The organism is Thermodesulfovibrionia bacterium (genome assembly GCA_030646035.1).
Classification (GTDB): domain Bacteria; phylum Nitrospirota; class Thermodesulfovibrionia; order UBA6902; family UBA6902; genus JACQZG01.
Genome location: JAUSMY010000019.1, coordinates 80,941 through 97,719 on the forward strand (window position 1 = coordinate 80,941; position 16,779 = coordinate 97,719).

Sequence of the window (16,779 nt, forward strand, 5' to 3'; positions counted from 1 at the left end):
TTGCTATTAGTTCGAGTAGCACTACTCTCACTTGTAGTATACTGAAGTGAAAGTAGCTTGTCAAGAGGGGCTAAATAAATGAACTGGATACCTGTTTTTTTCCGCCACAACTGCAATGTGTTAAAATACCTCTATGAAATCCTATATCGTTGCAATCTCAGGTGCGAGCGGGTCGATATTCGGGCTCAGGCTTGCTGAGGAACTTCTTAAATCCAAAAACAGGGTCTATCTTCTGATCTCCAATACCGCGTTCTTCATTATCAAAACTGAGACAGGAATCAACCTTGCCGGAAAGAATGAGGCAGAGATAAACAAAAAGGTGCAGAAGCATTTTGCTTCAAAGAACATTACCTTTTTTTCTGAATCCAATCTTGCCGCGCCTGTTTCAAGCGGCTCTTTTATCACAGACGGGATGTTTGTTGTGCCCTGCTCCATGAAGACATTGTCGGGAATCGCCAATGGCTATGCTAATACATTAATAGAGAGGGCGGCTGATGTTGTCTTAAAGGAAGGCAGGAGGCTCATCATCTCGCCGCGCGAGACACCATTCAGCGCAATCCATCTTGAGAATATGCTGAAGCTTGCCAGGATTGGCGTTGGAATAGTCCCACCCATTCCTGCTTTTTACCATAACCCTAAAGACTTAAATGAAATTATAGATTTTATCGTAGGCAAGATACTTGACCGGGCAGGCGCGGAAAACAGCCTCTTTAACAGATGGCAGTGAGCTGTAAGATTGTGAGTTATAATGAAAATATGGTATAACATTTACTCTATATCACATTAAAAAGGAAATCAGATGACATATAAAATTACATTGATCCCCGGAGACGGCGTAGGCCCTGAAATAGCAGAGGCGACCGTCAGGGTACTTGAGGCAACAGGCATCTCTTTTGAATGGGAAGTCCAGAACGCAGGCGGCGAGGTATATGAAAAAGAGGGCAACCCGCTTCCAGACAGGGTCATTGAGTCAATAAAGAAGAACAAGATCGCGCTCAAGGGGCCTATAACAACACCCGTTGGAACGGGCTTCAGGAGCGTCAATGTCAGCCTCAGGCAGACGCTTGATCTCTATAGTTGTGTCAGGCCGTGCAAGAGCTATGTCGGCGCAAGGACGAGATACGATGACATTGATTTTGTAATAGTCAGGGAGAATACTGAAGACCTTTACGCAGGCATAGAATATGAAAAAGGTTCTGAAGGCGCAAAGGCAACCATCGAACTTGCAAATAAACTCTCCGGCAAAAAGATAAGAGAAGATTCAGGCATAAGCATAAAACCCATCTCTGTCTTCGGCACCGAGAGGATCGTCCGTTATGCCTTTGAATACGCCAGAAAGAATAAACGCCGCAAGGTGACCGCAGTTCATAAGGCAAATATAATGAAGTTTTCCGACGGGCTATTTCTTGAAGTCGCAAGAGAGGTCGCGGCAAAGTACCCTGACATAGAATTCGAAGACAAGATAATAGACAACATGTGCATGCAGCTTGTGCAGAAGCCTGAACTTTACGATGTCCTTGTCCTTCCGAACCTTTACGGGGATATTGTTTCCGACCTTGGCGCAGGCCTGATAGGAGGGCTGGGGCTTGCACCGGGCGCGAATATCGGGGACGGATACGCCGTATTTGAGGCGACACACGGCAGCGCTCCGAAATACAAAGGGCTTAATAAGGCGAACCCGATGGCTGTGATGTTAAGCGGCGTCATGATGCTCAGGCATCTTGGCGAGAGAGAGGCGGCGGAGCGGCTTGATAACGCCATCGCCTCTATCATTAAGGAAGGAAGGCATGTCACATATGACATGAAGCCAAGCCCTGATGACCCGACCGCAGCGACAACATCCGGTGTTGCCGATGCTGTTATCGCAAAGATGAATTAATAACCTATGGGCCTTGATATCTTAATTATTGTTATCTGTCTTGTAGCTATCGCAATACTCTCCAGCTCTGAAGTTGCATTCATCGCAGCAAACAGGATAAAGCTCAAGCATCTGGCAGAGCAGGGCAATAAAAAGGCCGGGACTGTGCTTAAGATTCGTGAGGAGCATGACCGCCTCTTCAGCGCAGTTATACTCTCAGGAAACCTCTTCACCGTACTCGCGACCTCAGTTGGCACTGTGCTTGCGCTTGAAATATTCGGCCCGGATCATGCGGATGCAGGAATTGTTGTTTCGACTGGGATGATGACGCTGCTTACCGTTGTCTTTGGCGAGCTTGCCCCAAAGACCTTTGCCGTTAACCACGCCGAGAGGATCGCGCTCATGATGGCAAGGCCTATCAAGCTCTACATCAAGATAATATCTCCCCTTGTCTTTATATTTAACCATCTGTCCAACATGCTGATCAGGCTTACCGGCGGCAAGGTCGGCTCCACTCCTCAGTTCCTTACTGAAGAGGAGATGAAGTCCATGATAAGTATAGGCGAGGAAGAGGGAGCGATCGAGAAGGAAGAGAAGAAGATGCTTCATAACGTCTTTGAGTTCGGGGACAAGAGCGTTTCCGAGGCAATGGTGCCGAGAACCGAGGTTGTGGCTATCCCTGAAGACGCGGTAGTAGCCGATGTGCTTGACCTTGTAAATGAGAAGGGTTATTCAAGATATCCGGTCATCAGGGAGAATGTGGACAATATCATAGGCATGCTCTATGTAAAAGATATCTTGAGAAAGATGGCAAAGGAAGAGGTCACACCGCAGACGAAGATCACAGGGCTTGTGAGGGATGCTTATTACATCCCTGAGAGCAAGATGGTCACCTCGCTTCTTGATGATATGCAGAAGAACAAGTTCCAGATAGCTGTGGTCATTGATGAGTACGGCGGGACTGCGGGCATCATCACTCTTGAGGACATGATAGAGGAGATAGTCGGCGGGCTTCAGGATGAGTTTGAGGCGATAGAGGCGGAAAAAGAGGTTGAGATAGTTGATGAGAGCACCTTTGTGGTTTCAGGCTCAACGAGCATTGATGAGATCAACAGCCTTGTCGGGCTTCAGCTCGACAGCGAGGAGTTCAACACCATAGGCGGCTTCCTCTTCGGGCTCTTCGGCCACCTTCCAAAGGTCGGGGAACAGGTCAAGTTCAGAAATGTCAGGCTCCTCATACTTGAGATGGAGAGCAAGAAGATAGAGAAGATAAAGATCACCAAGATATAATTTTCAACAGTTCCCCCGTTTTTCCGTTTTCCCCAGGTCTTAATTCTGAAGATCCAGAGCCTTGTATTATTTTAACCGCCTGCAATAATTCACTTTTTCTTTACAAACATTAACATCACCTTTACATGAGAAAGTGCTATTTATTAATAAACAGGGTAATTATGATCTGCCGGCCCTGGTATTGAAAATGACCATTGAGTGTGATAAATATCTTATATATTTTGTGGTTAAAACTTAAACAGGATAAAGAGTTTTTTATTTTAGAATCTAAAACCAATAGTCATAAAAAAGGAGGTTTGGTATGAAGGTGACAAGAAGGGACTTTCTGAAGACCACGGCAGCAGTAAGCGCTGCAACAGCTATCGGCATTGCGGTGCCGGCTGAATTAAAGGCAATCGCCAAGGAGACAGAGGCAGGATGGCGATGGGACAAGTCTGTATGCAGGTTCTGCGGCACAGGCTGCGGCATCATGATCGCGACAAAGGATGACATGATAGTCGCGGTCAAAGGAGACCCTGCCGCGCCTGTGAATATGGGGCTGAACTGCATCAAGGGTTACTTCAATGCAAAGATCATGTATGGGGCTGACAGGCTCACTGAACCGCTTTTAAGGGTTAATGACAATGGAGAGTTCGACAAAAAAGGGAAGTTCAAACCGGTCACGTGGGAGAAGGCATTTGACGAGATGGCGAAACAGTTTAAAAAACATTATGCCGAACTGGGGCCAACGGGCGTTGCCGTATTCGGTTCCGGTCAGTATACGATCATGGAAGGCATAGCAGCGGTCAAATTGATAAAGGCCGGGTTCAGGAGCAACAACCTTGACCCAAATGCCCGTCACTGCATGGCGAGCGCGGTTGCCGCCTTTATGCAGACCTTTGGCATTGACGAGCCTGCCGGAAATTACGACGACATGCATTACGCTGATTCGATAATCCTCTGGGGCGCCAATATGGCTGAGATGCATCCTGTGCTCTGGTCAAAGGTGACAGACAGAAAACTGAGCAAACCCGATTGGGTCAAGATCGTCAACATCTCAACATTTTCAAACAGGTGTTCGAGCATCTCTGACCATGAGATCATCATCAAACCCAGCACCGACCTTGCGATCCTGAATTATATAACGCGTGAGATCGTGTATAACCGTCCTGAAGCTATTGACTGGGATTTTGTGAACAAGAACTGCGTCTTTGCAACAGGGCCGGTGGATATCGGTTACGGGCTCAGGCCGCAGGTCGATCATAAAAAGTATAAACCCGGAGAGCTTGACACAGCCGGGAAAGAGGCGTTCAAGATAATAACCAAGGAAGAGGCGCAGGCGATGAGTGCCCTTGGCATAAAAGAGGGGCAGAAGATGGAGATGAAGAACGCCAAGACACCTGACAATCACTGGCTCATCAGCTTTGATGATTTCAAAAAAGGGCTTGAGCCGTATACCCTTGATTTTGTGGCAGCGCTTGCTAAGGGAGACCCGGACGAATCTCTTGAAGACTTCAAGAAAAAGCTCGTTACGCTTGTTGACCTCTACGCCGCGAAAGAGAGAAAGGTCACGAGCTTCTGGACCATGGGATTTAACCAGCACATCCGGGGCACCTGGGTAAATGAGCAGGCTTACACTGTGCATCTGCTTTTAGGTAAACAGTCGCAGCCCGGCAACAGCGCATTCAGCCTCACAGGCCAGCCCAGCGCGTGCGGCACTGCAAGAGAGGTCGGCACCTTCTCGCACAGGCTTCCCTCTGATATGGTCGTCGCCAATCCAAAACACAGGGAGATCTCAGAAAAAATATGGAAATTGCCTGAAGGGACATTAAACCCTGTGCCAGGTTCGCATTATGTGAAGATCATGAGAGACCTTGAAGACGGGAAGATCAAATGGGTATGGGTGCAGGTAAATAATCCCTGGCAGAACACCGCCAATATGAACCACTGGATAACCGCGGCAAGGGAGATGGACAACTTCATCGTGGTGTCAGAAGTGTATCCCGGGATTTCCGCAAAGGTCGCTGACCTTATCCTGCCGAGCGCCATGATATTTGAAAAATGGGGCGCGTACGGTAACGCCGAAAGAAGGACGCAGCATTGGCGTCAGCAGGTCACGCCGGTCGGGCATGCGATGTCTGACACATGGCAGATAGTTGAATTCTCAAAACGGTTAACATTGGCTGAAGTATGGAAGGAGCATAAGATCTCACCTGAGGTTACCCTCCCGGATGTATTAGAGAAGGCAAAGGCGATGGGATATAAAGAGACCGACACTCTGTATGACGTGCTCTTTGCAAACAATGAAGCAAAGGCATATAAGTGGCCTGACCCTGTAGGCCAAGGTTTTATGAACTCTGAGGCCGGCGGAGATAAGAGGGATGTTGAAGGATTTAAAGGTTACGGTTTCTTCCTTCAGAAATACCTCTGGGAAGAATACAGGAAGTTCACTCTGGGCAACGGGCATGACCTTGCTGACTTCGACACATATCACAAAGTGAGAGGATTGAGATGGCCGGTAGTTGACGGCAAAGAAACATTGTGGAGATTTAATTCCGATTACGACCCATATGCAAAAGCGGCAAACAACGGGCAATTCGCTTTTTATGGAAAGGCGTTTAAAGAGCTGCCGTCGGGCGACCTGCTCGGGCCGAAAGGGGAAGAGAAGGTCAAACTCCCGAATAAGGCAAAGATATTCCTGAGGCACTATATTGACCCTGCCGAGATACCGGACAATGAATATCCGTTATGGCTCAGCACCGGAAGGGTGCTTGAGCATTGGCACAGCGGCACAATGACGATGCGCGTGCCTGAACTTTACCGCGCGGTCCCTGAGGCCATTTGCTCCATGAACCCGAAGGACGCAAAGTCATACAAGATAAAAGACGGGGACCTTATCTGGGTGGAATCAAGAAGGGGAAAGGTAAAGGTGCATGTTGAGACAAGCGGGCGGAATAACCCGCCGAGGGGATTGATCTTTGTCCCGTGGTTTGATGAAAAGGTCTTGATAAACAAGGTGACGCTCGATGCCACATGCCCGATCTCCAAGGAGACGGATTTCAAAAAATGCGCGGTGAAGATCTATAAGGCGTAAATATGATGCCGGAACGAAGAGATTTTCTTTTAAAAACAATTAAAAGCCTTGGACTCGCGACAGCAGGCGGGCTTGTGTGGAGCGGATTTATCGAGGAAGGCAAGGCCGCGCCTTTGATCTTAAGGCCGCCGGGCGCCGCGCCTGAAAAGGCATTTCTTGCCTCATGCATCAAATGCGGCATGTGCGTTGAGGCATGCCCTTATGACGCGCTGGCGCTTGCAGAACCAGGTGACAATAAGCCGGTCGGAACCCCGTATTTTATTCCGAGAAGCACTCCCTGCCGCATGTGTAAAGACATACCATGCGTGCCCGCGTGTCCAACAGGATCTCTTGATCAGGCATTGGTCAGTGATAAAGATGAAAACGGAGAGATGAAGTTCAATATTGATCTCGCAAAGATGGGGCTTGCGGTCATAGACAGGGAAACCTGTATCGCATATTCAGGCATCCAGTGTGACGCCTGCTACCGCGCCTGCCCATTGATAGACAAGGCGATAACTGTCGAGTATACGAGAAATGTACGAACAGGGAAACATGCCATGCTTGCCCCTGTTGTTCACAGCAAAGCCTGCACCGGATGCGGCATGTGCGAAAAGGTGTGCGTAACCAAAAAGGCGTCCATATTCGTACTGCCGATAGAAATAGCCATGGGAGAATCGAGCGAGAGATATGTAAAAGGCTGGGACGAACGTGATGAGGATCGGCTGAAAGATATTTCAGATAAAGTTACAACAGAAACACCGAGAAGCGGGAAATCCCCCGTGGATTATTTAAATGAAGAGGAGTTTTGATAAACCATAGGCACTGGGGAGTTTAACGAGATGAAAAAATATAAATATCTCATACCCAGACGGATCATACAGGCGGCGGTCATGTTCCTATTCTTTGCCGGTAACGCCTTCGGATGGAACATCCTGAGGGGCAATCTCAGCTCAGCAAAGGTATTTGACATCCTTCCGTTGTCAGATCCCTTTGCGATGCTGCAAAGCTTTTCAGCAGGCGTTTCTGTTGCAAAGGATGCATTGACCGGGGCGCTGGTCGTTCTTGTATTTTACGCGCTTCTCGGCGGCAGGCTTTTTTGCGGCTGGGTATGCCCTGTGAACATGATAACCGATGCAGCTAATAAACTCAGAAGCTATTTAAGGCTCGATGCAGCATGTAAATCATGGGACATCGGAAGAAACATACGGTATTGGGCAACAGGATTATCAATAGGTTTATCAATAATCCTCGGGGTCGCGGCCTTTGAATGGATAAGCCCGATAGGGATGCTGCACAGGGGCATCATTTACGGGATCGGTTTTGGCTGGGCTTTTGTGCTGACGGTATTTCTCTTTGACCTTTTTGCAGTAAAGAACGGATTCTGCGGACATTTATGCCCCCTCGGCGGTTTTTATTCACTTGCCGGACGCTTCGGATTTCTGCGGATCGGATATGACAAGGACAAATGCACATCATGCATGAAGTGCGTTGAGATCTGCCCTGAAAAACAGGTCCTGTACATGGTCGGCAGACAGAGCGGGGCCGTGCTCTCAGGGGAATGCATCAATTGCGGCAGGTGTGTTGAAGTATGCGATGACGACGCTGTAAATTTCAGCAATATATATTCAAAAAAAAATTATAAATAAAAAAGGAGGATGTTATGCTGCGAGAGAAAAAAATATGGATCATGCCGGTATTGGCCGTCTCAATTGTTTCACTTTTATTGCTTTCCTGCGCTCAGACAAAAATATATACTGAAGAGGATCTTGGCCTGAGGCATGAAACACTGTATGATGAGGACGACGCGGCCCCTGTGTATGGAGCGCCTATCACCAAAGAACCGGGAACGAGCACCAGATTCGAGAGGTCTTTTGAGAACAGCCCTCCATTAATACCCCATGACATCACAGGAATGCTCCCGATCGCGCAGACTGAAAACATCTGTATGGGCTGCCATATGCCGAAAGAGGCTGTGGGCGCCGGCGCAACGCCGATCCCCAAATCCCATCTTACGGACCTTGACACAGGTAAAGACCTGGAAGGCAAACTGGCCGGAAGCCGTTACAACTGCATGAGCTGTCATGTCATACAGACAGAGCTCACGCCGGCAGTAAAGAATATTTTTAAAGGCGGTTTCAGGGATGATAAAGGGCATTACAGGTCAAATCTGATAGATAACTTAAACGAAGGCGTTGAAACCGAATAGATAACAGGAGGCGCAAAGTGAACGTATCAAGCATTGTTGTCAAGACCGACAAGGAGCATTTGCCCGAGGTAATAAAGAAGATCAATACTGTCGGCTTCTGCGAGGTTCATTTCCACGATCCTGACGGAAAGATAATCGCGACCATAGAAGGCGACAACATACATGACCAGACGGAAAGATTAAAGCAGATACAGAACATCCCGTTTGTCTACAGCGCGGGACTGTCCTATTCCTATTGCGAGGATGAAGTGGCAAAGGCCCTTGGAGAGATAGAGGGGCATAAGCCTGCTCTCTCACAGGACTGATACAACAAACCAATTTCCTCCCCCCCAACCCCCTCCCATAAAAGGAGGGGGGGATTCATGCTCACCTTGAGAAAGCGCCTTTTAATTACCTTTCTGTTTATAATAGGGTGAATATTTTCCTGGATAAATCTATCATATATTCTGTTAAGGAGAAGAGATGCAGATAGGTTTTATAGGCCTCGGCAGGATGGGGATCAATATGGTTCAGCGCCTGCTTGAGGGCGGGCACGAGGCTGTTGTTTATAACCGCACTCCTGAAAAAGTGAAGCAGGCAGAAGATATGGGCGCTCTTGCATCCGATTCAATTGAAGGCCTTGTCAGCAAACTCAATTCCCCGCGTATCGTCTGGCTCATGGTCCCTGCGGGCAATGCTACAGACGATATCATAAAAGAGGTTTCTTCATTCCTTAAAGAAGGCGATATCCTCATTGACGGCGGCAACTCTTTTTACAAGGACTCCATCAAGCGGGCTGAGATGCTCAAAGAGCAGGGCATCTACTTTCTGGATATAGGCACAAGCGGCGGCATATGGGGGCTCAAGCGCGGCTACTGCATGATGATCGGCGGAAAGAAGGAGATATTTGAGAGGGTCGAGCCGATCCTTAAGACGCTTGCGCCTACAGATGGTTACGCGCATGTCGGGCCGAGCGGCGCCGGACATTTTGTAAAGATGATCCATAACGGCATTGAGTATGCGATGCTTCAGAGTTATGCCGAGGGGTTTGAGATATTGAAGGCGCGCAAGGACTTTGATCTCGACCTTAAACAGATATCTGAATTATGGAATCACGGGAGCGTTATCGAGTCATGGCTTCTGGAACTTGCCGGACATGCTTTTGATAAAGACCCGAAACTCGATTTGATAAAAGGCTATGTTGAAGATTCAGGAGAGGGACGGTGGACTGTGGCAGAGGCGATCGAACAGGGCGTGCCTGCTCCGCTTATAACTTTGTCATTGCTGGAACGCTTCCGCTCAAGACAGGATGACTCTTTCAGCGCAAAGGTCATCGCCGCGCTGCGTAATGAGTTCGGCGGGCATGCTGTTAAGAAGAATGACTAAAATAAAGAAAAGGGGAAAATAAGATCTGTGAATAAACTTGATGAACTGGCACAAATTGGACAGAGTATATGGCTTGATAATATCAGCCGTTCGATGATCGAAAGCGGCAGGCTTCAGCAGGAGATAAATAAGGGCCTCAGGGGAATGACCTCCAACCCCAGCATCTTTGACAAGTCAATCAGCACAAGCAATGATTATGACGCAACGATGAGGGAACTGAATACAAAAGGGCTTTCAACTTTTGAAATATATGACGCACTTACCGTAAGGGATGTTCAGGATGCGGCAGACCTGTTTAAACCTGTCTATGAAAAGACGAACGGGCTTGACGGTTATGTGAGTCTTGAAATAAATCCTGACCTTGCGATGAATACGCATGAGACCATTGAAGAGGGCAGAAGGCTCTTTCAAAAAGTTAACAGGCCGAACCTGATGCTAAAAGTACCGGCGACTGACGCAGGTTATGAAGCTGTTTCAGAACTATTGGGCGACGGAATGAATGTCAATGTCACTCTCATATTCTCAATGGGCCAGTATATAAAGACAGCGGATGCGTACATAGAAGGCCTGAAACGTTTATCAAAAAAAGGCGGCAATATGAAGAATGTCCATTCTGTTGCAAGCGTATTTGTAAGCAGGATAGATACTGCAATAGACAAGATGATAGATGAAAGTGCTGATGAAAAGCTCAAGGCATTAAGAGGCAGGGCAGCGGTCTCAAATTCAAAGTTGATATTTAATAAATACGGAGAGATATTCTCCGGAGCCGGCTTCAGCGCGCTCAAGCTAAAAGGCGCAAATGTGCAGCGGGTCTTATGGGGTTCAACAGGCTCAAAGGACGCTTCATACAGCGATATAAAATATGTGACAGAACTCATCGGAAACCCGACTGTCAACACTCTGCCTGATAATACATTCAACGCGTTTCTTGACCATGGCATAATAGAGGAATCCCTGAGCAAGGATGTTGATGACGCACAAAACACGATCAATGCGCTCAAAGGGCATGGCATTGATATAAATGATATCTGCCTTAAACTTCTTGATGACGGCCTGGTTGCCTTTCAACAAGCCTTTAAATCACTGTTGGATGCGATCGAGATGAAGAAGAAAGGTTAGGAATTAACCGATGGACGATCTCTGCATAAATACGATCCGCACCTTATCCATGGATGCGGTGCAGAAGGCGAACTCCGGGCATCCCGGAACGCCGATGGCGATGGCTCCGGTTGCATACTGCCTATGGCAGCGTTTTATGAACTTCGATCCTGAAAATCCCCTATGGCTGAACCGCGACCGTTTTGTGCTTTCAATGGGACATGCTTCAATGCTGCTGTACTCTATCCTGCATCTGTGCAGTGTAAAAGATGTTGATAAAGAGAATAAGGCAATAGGCAGGCTCTCCATAGAGCTTGATGACATTAAAAACTTTCGGCAGTTTGGAAGCAGGTGCGCCGGACATCCTGAATACGGCATGGCTCCGGGCATTGAGACCACAACAGGCCCGCTCGGCCAGGGCGCAGCTGCAAGCGTCGGCATGGCTGTAGCAGGAAGATGGATGGCGAACCAGTTCAACCGCGCAGGCTTTGAACTCTTCGACCATAACGTCTACGCCCTCTGCAGCGACGGCGACATGATGGAAGGCATATCATCTGAGGCAGCCTCGATCGCCGGGCATCTTAAGCTTTCAAATCTCTGCTGGATATATGACGACAACAAGATAACGATAGAGGGAATAACCTATCTTGCGTTCAGTGAAGATGCCGCTGCCCGTTTTGTGAGCTACGGCTGGAATGTTATACGCATAGAGGATGCAAATGACCTCGGCGCGTTTGAAGGCGCGTTAATGATATTCAGAAATACGAATGACCGGCCCACCATGATCATTGTTAACAGCCATATTGCGTACGGATCACCTAATAAACACGATACCAGCGCTGCTCACGGCGAGCCTCTTGGCGAAGAAGAGATAAGGCTGACCAAAAAGAATTACGGCTGGCCTGAAGACGCTAACTTCCTTGTTCCGGATGGTGTGTATGAGCATTTTCAGTCCGGCATCGGTAAGCGCGGAAAAGAACTGTATAATGCATGGGCTGAGAAGTTTGAAGATTACAGCAGGCAATATCCCGAACTTGCCGGGCAGATAGATATGATGCAGCATCGCAAATTGCCCGAAGGCTGGGATGCCGGACTGCCTGTCTTCGCGCCCGATCCCAAAGGAATGGCTACAAGGGTATCTTCCGGCAAGGTTTTAAATGCGATAGCCAAAAATGTTCCTTGGCTAATGGGCGGTTCAGCTGATCTTGCGCCATCCACAAAGACATTGCTGGAGTTTGAAGATGCGGGTGATCTTACTCCCAAGAATCCAGGCGGCAGGAACATGCACTTCGGCATCCGCGAACATTCAATGGCTGCGATACTTAATGGCATGGCGCTCTCCAATATACGCCCATACGGCGCGACCTTTCTCATATTCAGCGACTACGCGCGACCTGCTATAAGGCTCAGCGCTATCATGGAACTTCCTGTCATATACATTTTTACACACGATTCAATAAGCCTGGGCGAAGACGGCCCGACTCATCAGCCAATTGAACACCTCGCCTCATTGCGCGCCATGCCCGGGCTTATAACGATACGCCCGGCTGATGCAAATGAAGTTGTTGAGGCATGGAGGGTAATTATGCAGCTGCATGCGCCTGCTGCTCTTGCCCTTTCAAGACAGTCTTTGCCGACGCTCGACAGGACGAAATACGCACCCGCTTCAGGACTGGCAAAAGGGGCTTATATTCTGGCTGACGCGGATAACGCAAGCCCGGATGTCATCCTTATCGGAACAGGCAGCGAAGTATCGCTCTGTATTGAAGTATATGAAGAACTTAAGGCAGAGGGGATCAATGCGCGTGTGGTGAGCATGCCTTCATGGGAGCTTTTTGAAAGGCAGGAGAAAGGATATCGTGACAGCGTACTGCCGCCTTCAGTCTTGGCGCGTGTTGCTGTTGAGCAGGCATCAGGCTTTGGATGGGAACGGTATGTTGGTAACGATGGGCATATTATCGCCATGCACTCTTTCGGTGCGTCCGCGCCTGACAAGGATCTCAGAAAATGGTTTGGATTTACCGCTTCCAATGTTATCTCTGCTGCAAAGGCTGTTTAAAAAAACAGAAGATGAATAAAGAGAAAGATGTTTTGATCTTTAAAGACATTGAAGAGATATCGGATTTTGTCATAGAGAAATGGCTTGATATTTCCGGGCAGGCTATAAAGGATAATGCGCGTTTTAATGTTGCGCTATCAGGAGGAAAGACCCCTGCCGCGCTCTTTAGAAAAATAGTAAAACTTAAAGATTCATTTCAATGGGATAAAACACATATCTATCTTGTAGATGAGCGATTTGTACCTCACAGCGACCCGAAGAGCAATTTTGGCATGATCAGCGAGAGCCTTCTCAGGCATATCAATATTTCGGACAGCAACATCCATCCTGTTTTTATAGAAAAAGATGCTGGATCATCAGCCGCACGATACGAAAAGGATTTGATCTCATCCTTCAATCTTACAGGCGGGGCTCTTCCACGGTTCGACCTGATCCTTCTCGGTATCGGCCATGACGGGCATACTGCTTCGCTATTTCCGGAAACTCAGGCGTTAAATGAAAAGGAACATCTTGCAGCGGCTGTTACGTTGCCTGACATATCAAAAAATATGCGGGTCACTATCACCTTGCCTGTGATCAATAATTCCGATAACATATTCTTCATGGCAGCAGGAGCAGATAAGGCAAGTACTATTAGGGAGATAATTGAAAACAAAGACTGCCGGTTGCCGACTGCCATGGTCAAACCGATAAGGGGCAAGCTATTCTTTTTAATGGATGAGGGCGCAGGCTCTCTTTTGTAGAAATTTTAAAACTGACTTAAGGAGGTTGAAATGGCAAAAGTTGAAGATACACCGGAAAACGCTTCAGTATGCCTTGAATTTTGCGGGCCGTGCCCGACATTTTCCGAAGTTGATGGGGAGGCATTATTTTGCGCCAGAGGTAAAAGCAGCGTACCGAGGCAGAAACATGGATGCAACTGCAGTATGTGCAATATACAGGGCAAGTCAGGATGCAGGGGCACTTACTACTGCATAAACGGCAGATGTGAATGAGTAAGGAATATTTAAGGCTTTTCTGATAAAATATTGACCAGTTATTTATTATTAACTATGTAATCTCATTTTGTATTCTTTTAGCCGTAAACCAGGAGGTCAAACAATATGGTATTAAGTAAGATGTTTCCAAAAGAGACCGACTTCTTTTCTATGTTTGCCCAGGCAGGGGAAAATCTGAAATCCGGCGGAACCCTTCTTGTTGAACTTATGGAGAACCTCCCCAAAGCAGAGTATCTTGCAAAACAGATCTACGAGATAGAACAGCAGGGGGATATGCTTACGCATGAGATCATGCGAAAGCTGAACAAGACCTTTCTTACGCCTCTGGACAGGGAAGACATACACGCGCTTGTCTGCCGTATTGACGATGTGCTTGACCTTATATGGACCTGCGCTGACAGGGCGGTTCTTTTTAAACTTAATGGAATAAATCCCGCCGCCGTGGAGCTGTCAAAGACGCTCAGCACAACGACAGAGGTGATAGAGAAGGCCATAAATTCCCTGAAGAATAAAAAGTATTCCTATATACAGGAGTTCTGCATAGAGATAAACCGTCTTGAGAACAGGGCGGATAAAACCTTCAGGGAGGCGCTTGCAAAACTCTTTGAAGATGAGAAAGACTCTATTCAGATACTTAAGTGGAAGGATATATACGAGCATCTCGAAGATGCAACAGACGCATGTGAAGATGTCGCAAACATCCTTGAGGGCATAGTTCTCAAACATGCATGATACTTATCTTCTCCTTGTAGCCGTAATTGTACTAGCCACTGTTTTTGATTTCATAAACGGCTTTCATGATACGGCCAATGCCATAGCAACATCTGTATCAACGCGCGTATTGTCTCCTAAAAAGGCGGTCATAATGGCTGCAAGTTTGAATCTTTTGGGGGCTTTAACAGGCACAGCTGTTGCGAAAACAGTAGGAGTAGGGCTTGTAGATATCGGGGCTATCACTCAGGTAACGGTGATCGCAGCCCTCTTATCAGCTATAGTGTGGGATCTGATCACATGGTATTTCGGGCTGCCTACATCTTCAAGCCATGCCCTGCTTGCAAGCATACTCGGTGCGTCAGTCGCCACAGCCGGCACAGGAGTTATCATTCAACATGGTGTTTTTAAGGTTTTGATAGCTCTGATACTGTCGCCGATCGTCGGTCTGCTCTTCGGTTATCTTCTTATGCTGCTTTTGATGAAGCTCTTCGGGCACTCGCCGATCTCGTTCGTGAATAAATTTTTCAACAAGATGCAGATAGTATCAGCGGGCTATATGGCGTTCAGCCACGGCAACAACGACGCTCAAAAAACTATGGGCATTATTACAATGGCGCTGGTGAGTTATTACAAACTTCCCGGCTTTGACGTTCCTTTCTGGGTCATGCTGCTCTGCGCAACCGCAATGGCTCTCGGCACTGCCCTTGGCGGCTGGAGGATCATAAAGACACTCGGCATTCGCCTTGTACACCTGCAGCCTATCCATGGATTTGCAGCAGAGGCGTCTGCCGGAACGATCATAGAGATAGCTTCCAGATTCGGTCTGCCTCTTTCAACTACCCATATAATCTCTTCAACGATAATGGGCGTTGGAGCTACCAAAAGATTGTCAGCGGTAAGATGGGGAATTGCATTAAATATAGTGGTCGCATGGGTTTTGACCCTGCCGATGTGCGCTATATTCGCCTGGGGGATCTACAAACTGCTTGCAATGGTGTTATAAAGCTACCCGGCCTTCCCTTAAGAGTTTATACGGTTCTACAGTAACATTCACTATGGTTGAAGGCTTACCGCCCGGCGTCTCCCCTGCATCTATCATCAGTTCTATACTGTGTCCAAAGTATTTTATTACTTCATCAGGATATCTTGCAGGAGGCATTGACGAAAGATTGGCGCTGGTCGCTGTGATGGGAAAGCCAGCTGCCTTTGCCATAGATAAAGCAAATCCCTCTCCCGGCAGTCTTACTGCAACCTTGCCAAGTCCTGCGGTCAGCAGCTCCGGCAGTCCTGCCTTAGCTTCAAATATCAATGTCAGCGGGCCGGGCCAGAACTTCTCCATCAGCATCCGCGCTGCTTCAGGTATAGATATTACAATTGTCTTAAGAGTATCTTCACTTCCCACTATAACCGGGAGCGCTTTTTGGATAGGCCTCATCTTTATCTCATAAAGCTTCTTCAGGGCGGCTTCATCTGAAGCCATGACTCCCAAGGCATAATAGCTCTCTGTTGGATATGCTACGATACCCCCTTTCCTAAGGGCGGCAACAGCCTCGTTGACGGCAACCTCAAGGCCGCTCTCATTGATAGATAAAATGCGCATTTCCCATTGTAACACAGACAACCGCTGTGAATAGCGCCCGCACTTTTTATAATTCTCCACTTGTAATTTATCAGGGATTTTGTTAATTTCATATACTCATATTTTGTAAACCTCAGGAGGAGCTAAATGAAAAAGCCTGTAAGATTGATCGTCTTACTTTTCGCATTAATGGTTTCATACGGATGTGCAGCAGCACTTTTAGTTGTCGGCGCTGGCGTCGGCGTCGGGGCTTATAAATATATCGATGGAAGTCTCAGCCGGGCATATCCTGTTGAATATTCAAAATCATGGGATCAGGCAAATACTGCGCTTGAGAATCTCCACATAAGCCTTACTGCAAGTTTAAATGAGGGCACTAAGGGTACGATAGAGGGCATTAAGCAGGACGGCCAGAAAGAGGTGGACCCCATCCATTGGACAGGTTAGGGGCTGATTTAAGGTGGAATGCACCGGCCATCATGCCGCCTCCAAAAGCTGTTCTGATTTCCTATATCCGCCAATAGGCAGATTCCAGTATGCCTCATAAGGGGTCTTGT

Annotated in this window: 17 protein-coding genes; 16 read left to right on the forward strand and 1 reads right to left on the reverse strand. The window is 47.7% G+C overall.

What is annotated here, in order from left to right; all coding sequences use genetic code 11:
- Positions 1 to 133 precede the first annotated feature (133 nt).
- The 15 genes from Q7U10_02725 to Q7U10_02795 all read left to right on the forward strand — a co-directional run bounded on the left by Q7U10_02725 (position 134) and on the right by Q7U10_02795 (position 15,646).
- On the forward strand, positions 134 to 727 hold the full coding sequence (locus tag Q7U10_02725; protein ID MDO8281531.1) for a flavin prenyltransferase UbiX: 594 nt from the start codon (positions 134 to 136) through the stop codon (positions 725 to 727).
- Positions 728 to 799: 72 nt separating this feature from the next.
- Positions 800 to 1,879 (forward strand): isocitrate/isopropylmalate dehydrogenase family protein, encoded by a 1,080-nt coding sequence (locus Q7U10_02730; GenBank protein ID MDO8281532.1) that lies wholly within the window; start codon positions 800 to 802, stop codon positions 1,877 to 1,879.
- A gap of 6 nt (positions 1,880 to 1,885) precedes the next feature.
- Positions 1,886 to 3,148, forward strand: coding sequence for a hemolysin family protein (locus Q7U10_02735; protein ID MDO8281533.1), 1,263 nt, complete (start codon positions 1,886 to 1,888; stop codon positions 3,146 to 3,148).
- Positions 3,149 to 3,449: 301 nt separating this feature from the next.
- Positions 3,450 to 6,221, forward strand: a complete 2,772-nt coding sequence (gene napA / locus Q7U10_02740) for a nitrate reductase catalytic subunit NapA (protein MDO8281534.1) — start codon at positions 3,450 to 3,452, stop codon at positions 6,219 to 6,221.
- Between the two features lie 2 nt (positions 6,222 to 6,223).
- Complete coding sequence (gene napG / locus Q7U10_02745) at positions 6,224 to 7,012, forward strand: ferredoxin-type protein NapG (GenBank protein MDO8281535.1); 789 nt, start codon at positions 6,224 to 6,226, stop codon at positions 7,010 to 7,012.
- Between the two features lie 30 nt (positions 7,013 to 7,042).
- Complete coding sequence (napH, locus tag Q7U10_02750) at positions 7,043 to 7,849, forward strand: quinol dehydrogenase ferredoxin subunit NapH (GenBank protein MDO8281536.1); 807 nt, start codon at positions 7,043 to 7,045, stop codon at positions 7,847 to 7,849.
- A 14-nt stretch (positions 7,850 to 7,863) separates the two neighbouring features.
- Entirely contained in the window at positions 7,864 to 8,409 is a 546-nt protein-coding gene (locus tag Q7U10_02755) for a nitrate reductase cytochrome c-type subunit (protein MDO8281537.1), read from the forward strand.
- A gap of 17 nt (positions 8,410 to 8,426) precedes the next feature.
- A complete protein-coding gene (locus Q7U10_02760; protein ID MDO8281538.1) occupies positions 8,427 to 8,714 on the forward strand; it encodes a chaperone NapD in 288 nt (95 codons plus the stop codon).
- A 157-nt stretch (positions 8,715 to 8,871) separates the two neighbouring features.
- The gene (gnd, locus tag Q7U10_02765) at positions 8,872 to 9,774 is read left to right on the forward strand and encodes a decarboxylating 6-phosphogluconate dehydrogenase (protein ID MDO8281539.1); all 903 of its coding nucleotides are present in this window, start codon (positions 8,872 to 8,874) and stop codon (positions 9,772 to 9,774) included.
- Between the two features lie 27 nt (positions 9,775 to 9,801).
- Positions 9,802 to 10,893 carry a transaldolase gene (gene tal, locus Q7U10_02770; GenBank protein MDO8281540.1) on the forward strand — a complete coding sequence of 364 codons (1,092 nt, stop codon included), beginning with the start codon at positions 9,802 to 9,804 and terminating at the stop codon, positions 10,891 to 10,893.
- Between the two features lie 10 nt (positions 10,894 to 10,903).
- Positions 10,904 to 12,931, forward strand: coding sequence for a transketolase (gene tkt, locus Q7U10_02775; GenBank protein MDO8281541.1), 2,028 nt, complete (start codon positions 10,904 to 10,906; stop codon positions 12,929 to 12,931).
- 11 nt (positions 12,932 to 12,942) lie between these two features.
- Complete coding sequence (pgl, locus tag Q7U10_02780; protein ID MDO8281542.1) at positions 12,943 to 13,674, forward strand: 6-phosphogluconolactonase; 732 nt, start codon at positions 12,943 to 12,945, stop codon at positions 13,672 to 13,674.
- Positions 13,675 to 13,704: 30 nt separating this feature from the next.
- Positions 13,705 to 13,926 carry a DUF2769 domain-containing protein gene (locus Q7U10_02785; protein MDO8281543.1) on the forward strand — a complete coding sequence of 74 codons (222 nt, stop codon included), beginning with the start codon at positions 13,705 to 13,707 and terminating at the stop codon, positions 13,924 to 13,926.
- Between the two features lie 108 nt (positions 13,927 to 14,034).
- A complete protein-coding gene (locus Q7U10_02790) occupies positions 14,035 to 14,661 on the forward strand; it encodes a DUF47 family protein (GenBank protein MDO8281544.1) in 627 nt (208 codons plus the stop codon).
- On the forward strand, positions 14,654 to 15,646 hold the full coding sequence (locus Q7U10_02795) for an inorganic phosphate transporter (GenBank protein MDO8281545.1): 993 nt from the start codon (positions 14,654 to 14,656) through the stop codon (positions 15,644 to 15,646). The genes Q7U10_02790 and Q7U10_02795 overlap by 8 nt, the downstream gene beginning before the upstream one ends.
- Here the strand turns inward: Q7U10_02795 and Q7U10_02800 are convergent.
- The gene (locus Q7U10_02800; protein ID MDO8281546.1) at positions 15,641 to 16,243 is read right to left on the reverse strand and encodes an L-threonylcarbamoyladenylate synthase; all 603 of its coding nucleotides are present in this window, start codon (positions 16,241 to 16,243) and stop codon (positions 15,641 to 15,643) included. The two genes, Q7U10_02795 and Q7U10_02800, sit on opposite strands and share 6 nt — an antisense overlap.
- 126 nt (positions 16,244 to 16,369) lie before the next feature.
- On the opposite strand from Q7U10_02800, the gene Q7U10_02805 reads away from it, so the two are divergent.
- Complete coding sequence (locus tag Q7U10_02805; protein MDO8281547.1) at positions 16,370 to 16,669, forward strand: DUF3568 family protein; 300 nt, start codon at positions 16,370 to 16,372, stop codon at positions 16,667 to 16,669.
- Positions 16,670 to 16,779: the final 110 nt, after the last annotated feature.

What these genes read in the sequence shown, in the direction of transcription:
- napG (MDO8281535.1), top strand. Translation starts at nt 6,224, where the DNA reads ATGATGCCGGAACGAAGAGATTTTCTTTTAAAAACAATTAAAAGCCTT.
- Q7U10_02785 (MDO8281543.1), top strand. Translation starts at nt 13,705, where the DNA reads ATGGCAAAAGTTGAAGATACACCGGAAAACGCTTCAGTATGCCTTGAA.
- Q7U10_02725 (MDO8281531.1), top strand. Translation starts at nt 134, where the DNA reads ATGAAATCCTATATCGTTGCAATCTCAGGTGCGAGCGGGTCGATATTC.
- Q7U10_02805 (MDO8281547.1), top strand. Translation starts at nt 16,370, where the DNA reads ATGAAAAAGCCTGTAAGATTGATCGTCTTACTTTTCGCATTAATGGTT.
- Q7U10_02735 (MDO8281533.1), top strand. Translation starts at nt 1,886, where the DNA reads ATGGGCCTTGATATCTTAATTATTGTTATCTGTCTTGTAGCTATCGCA.
- Q7U10_02790 (MDO8281544.1), top strand. Translation starts at nt 14,035, where the DNA reads ATGGTATTAAGTAAGATGTTTCCAAAAGAGACCGACTTCTTTTCTATG.
- napA (MDO8281534.1), top strand. Translation starts at nt 3,450, where the DNA reads ATGAAGGTGACAAGAAGGGACTTTCTGAAGACCACGGCAGCAGTAAGC.
- napH (MDO8281536.1), top strand. Translation starts at nt 7,043, where the DNA reads ATGAAAAAATATAAATATCTCATACCCAGACGGATCATACAGGCGGCG.
- Q7U10_02800 (MDO8281546.1), bottom strand. Translation starts at nt 16,243, where the DNA reads ATGCGCATTTTATCTATCAATGAGAGCGGCCTTGAGGTTGCCGTCAAC.
- Q7U10_02795 (MDO8281545.1), top strand. Translation starts at nt 14,654, where the DNA reads ATGCATGATACTTATCTTCTCCTTGTAGCCGTAATTGTACTAGCCACT.
- gnd (MDO8281539.1), top strand. Translation starts at nt 8,872, where the DNA reads ATGCAGATAGGTTTTATAGGCCTCGGCAGGATGGGGATCAATATGGTT.
- Q7U10_02755 (MDO8281537.1), top strand. Translation starts at nt 7,864, where the DNA reads ATGCTGCGAGAGAAAAAAATATGGATCATGCCGGTATTGGCCGTCTCA.
- pgl (MDO8281542.1), top strand. Translation starts at nt 12,943, where the DNA reads ATGAATAAAGAGAAAGATGTTTTGATCTTTAAAGACATTGAAGAGATA.
- tkt (MDO8281541.1), top strand. Translation starts at nt 10,904, where the DNA reads ATGGACGATCTCTGCATAAATACGATCCGCACCTTATCCATGGATGCG.
- Q7U10_02730 (MDO8281532.1), top strand. Translation starts at nt 800, where the DNA reads ATGACATATAAAATTACATTGATCCCCGGAGACGGCGTAGGCCCTGAA.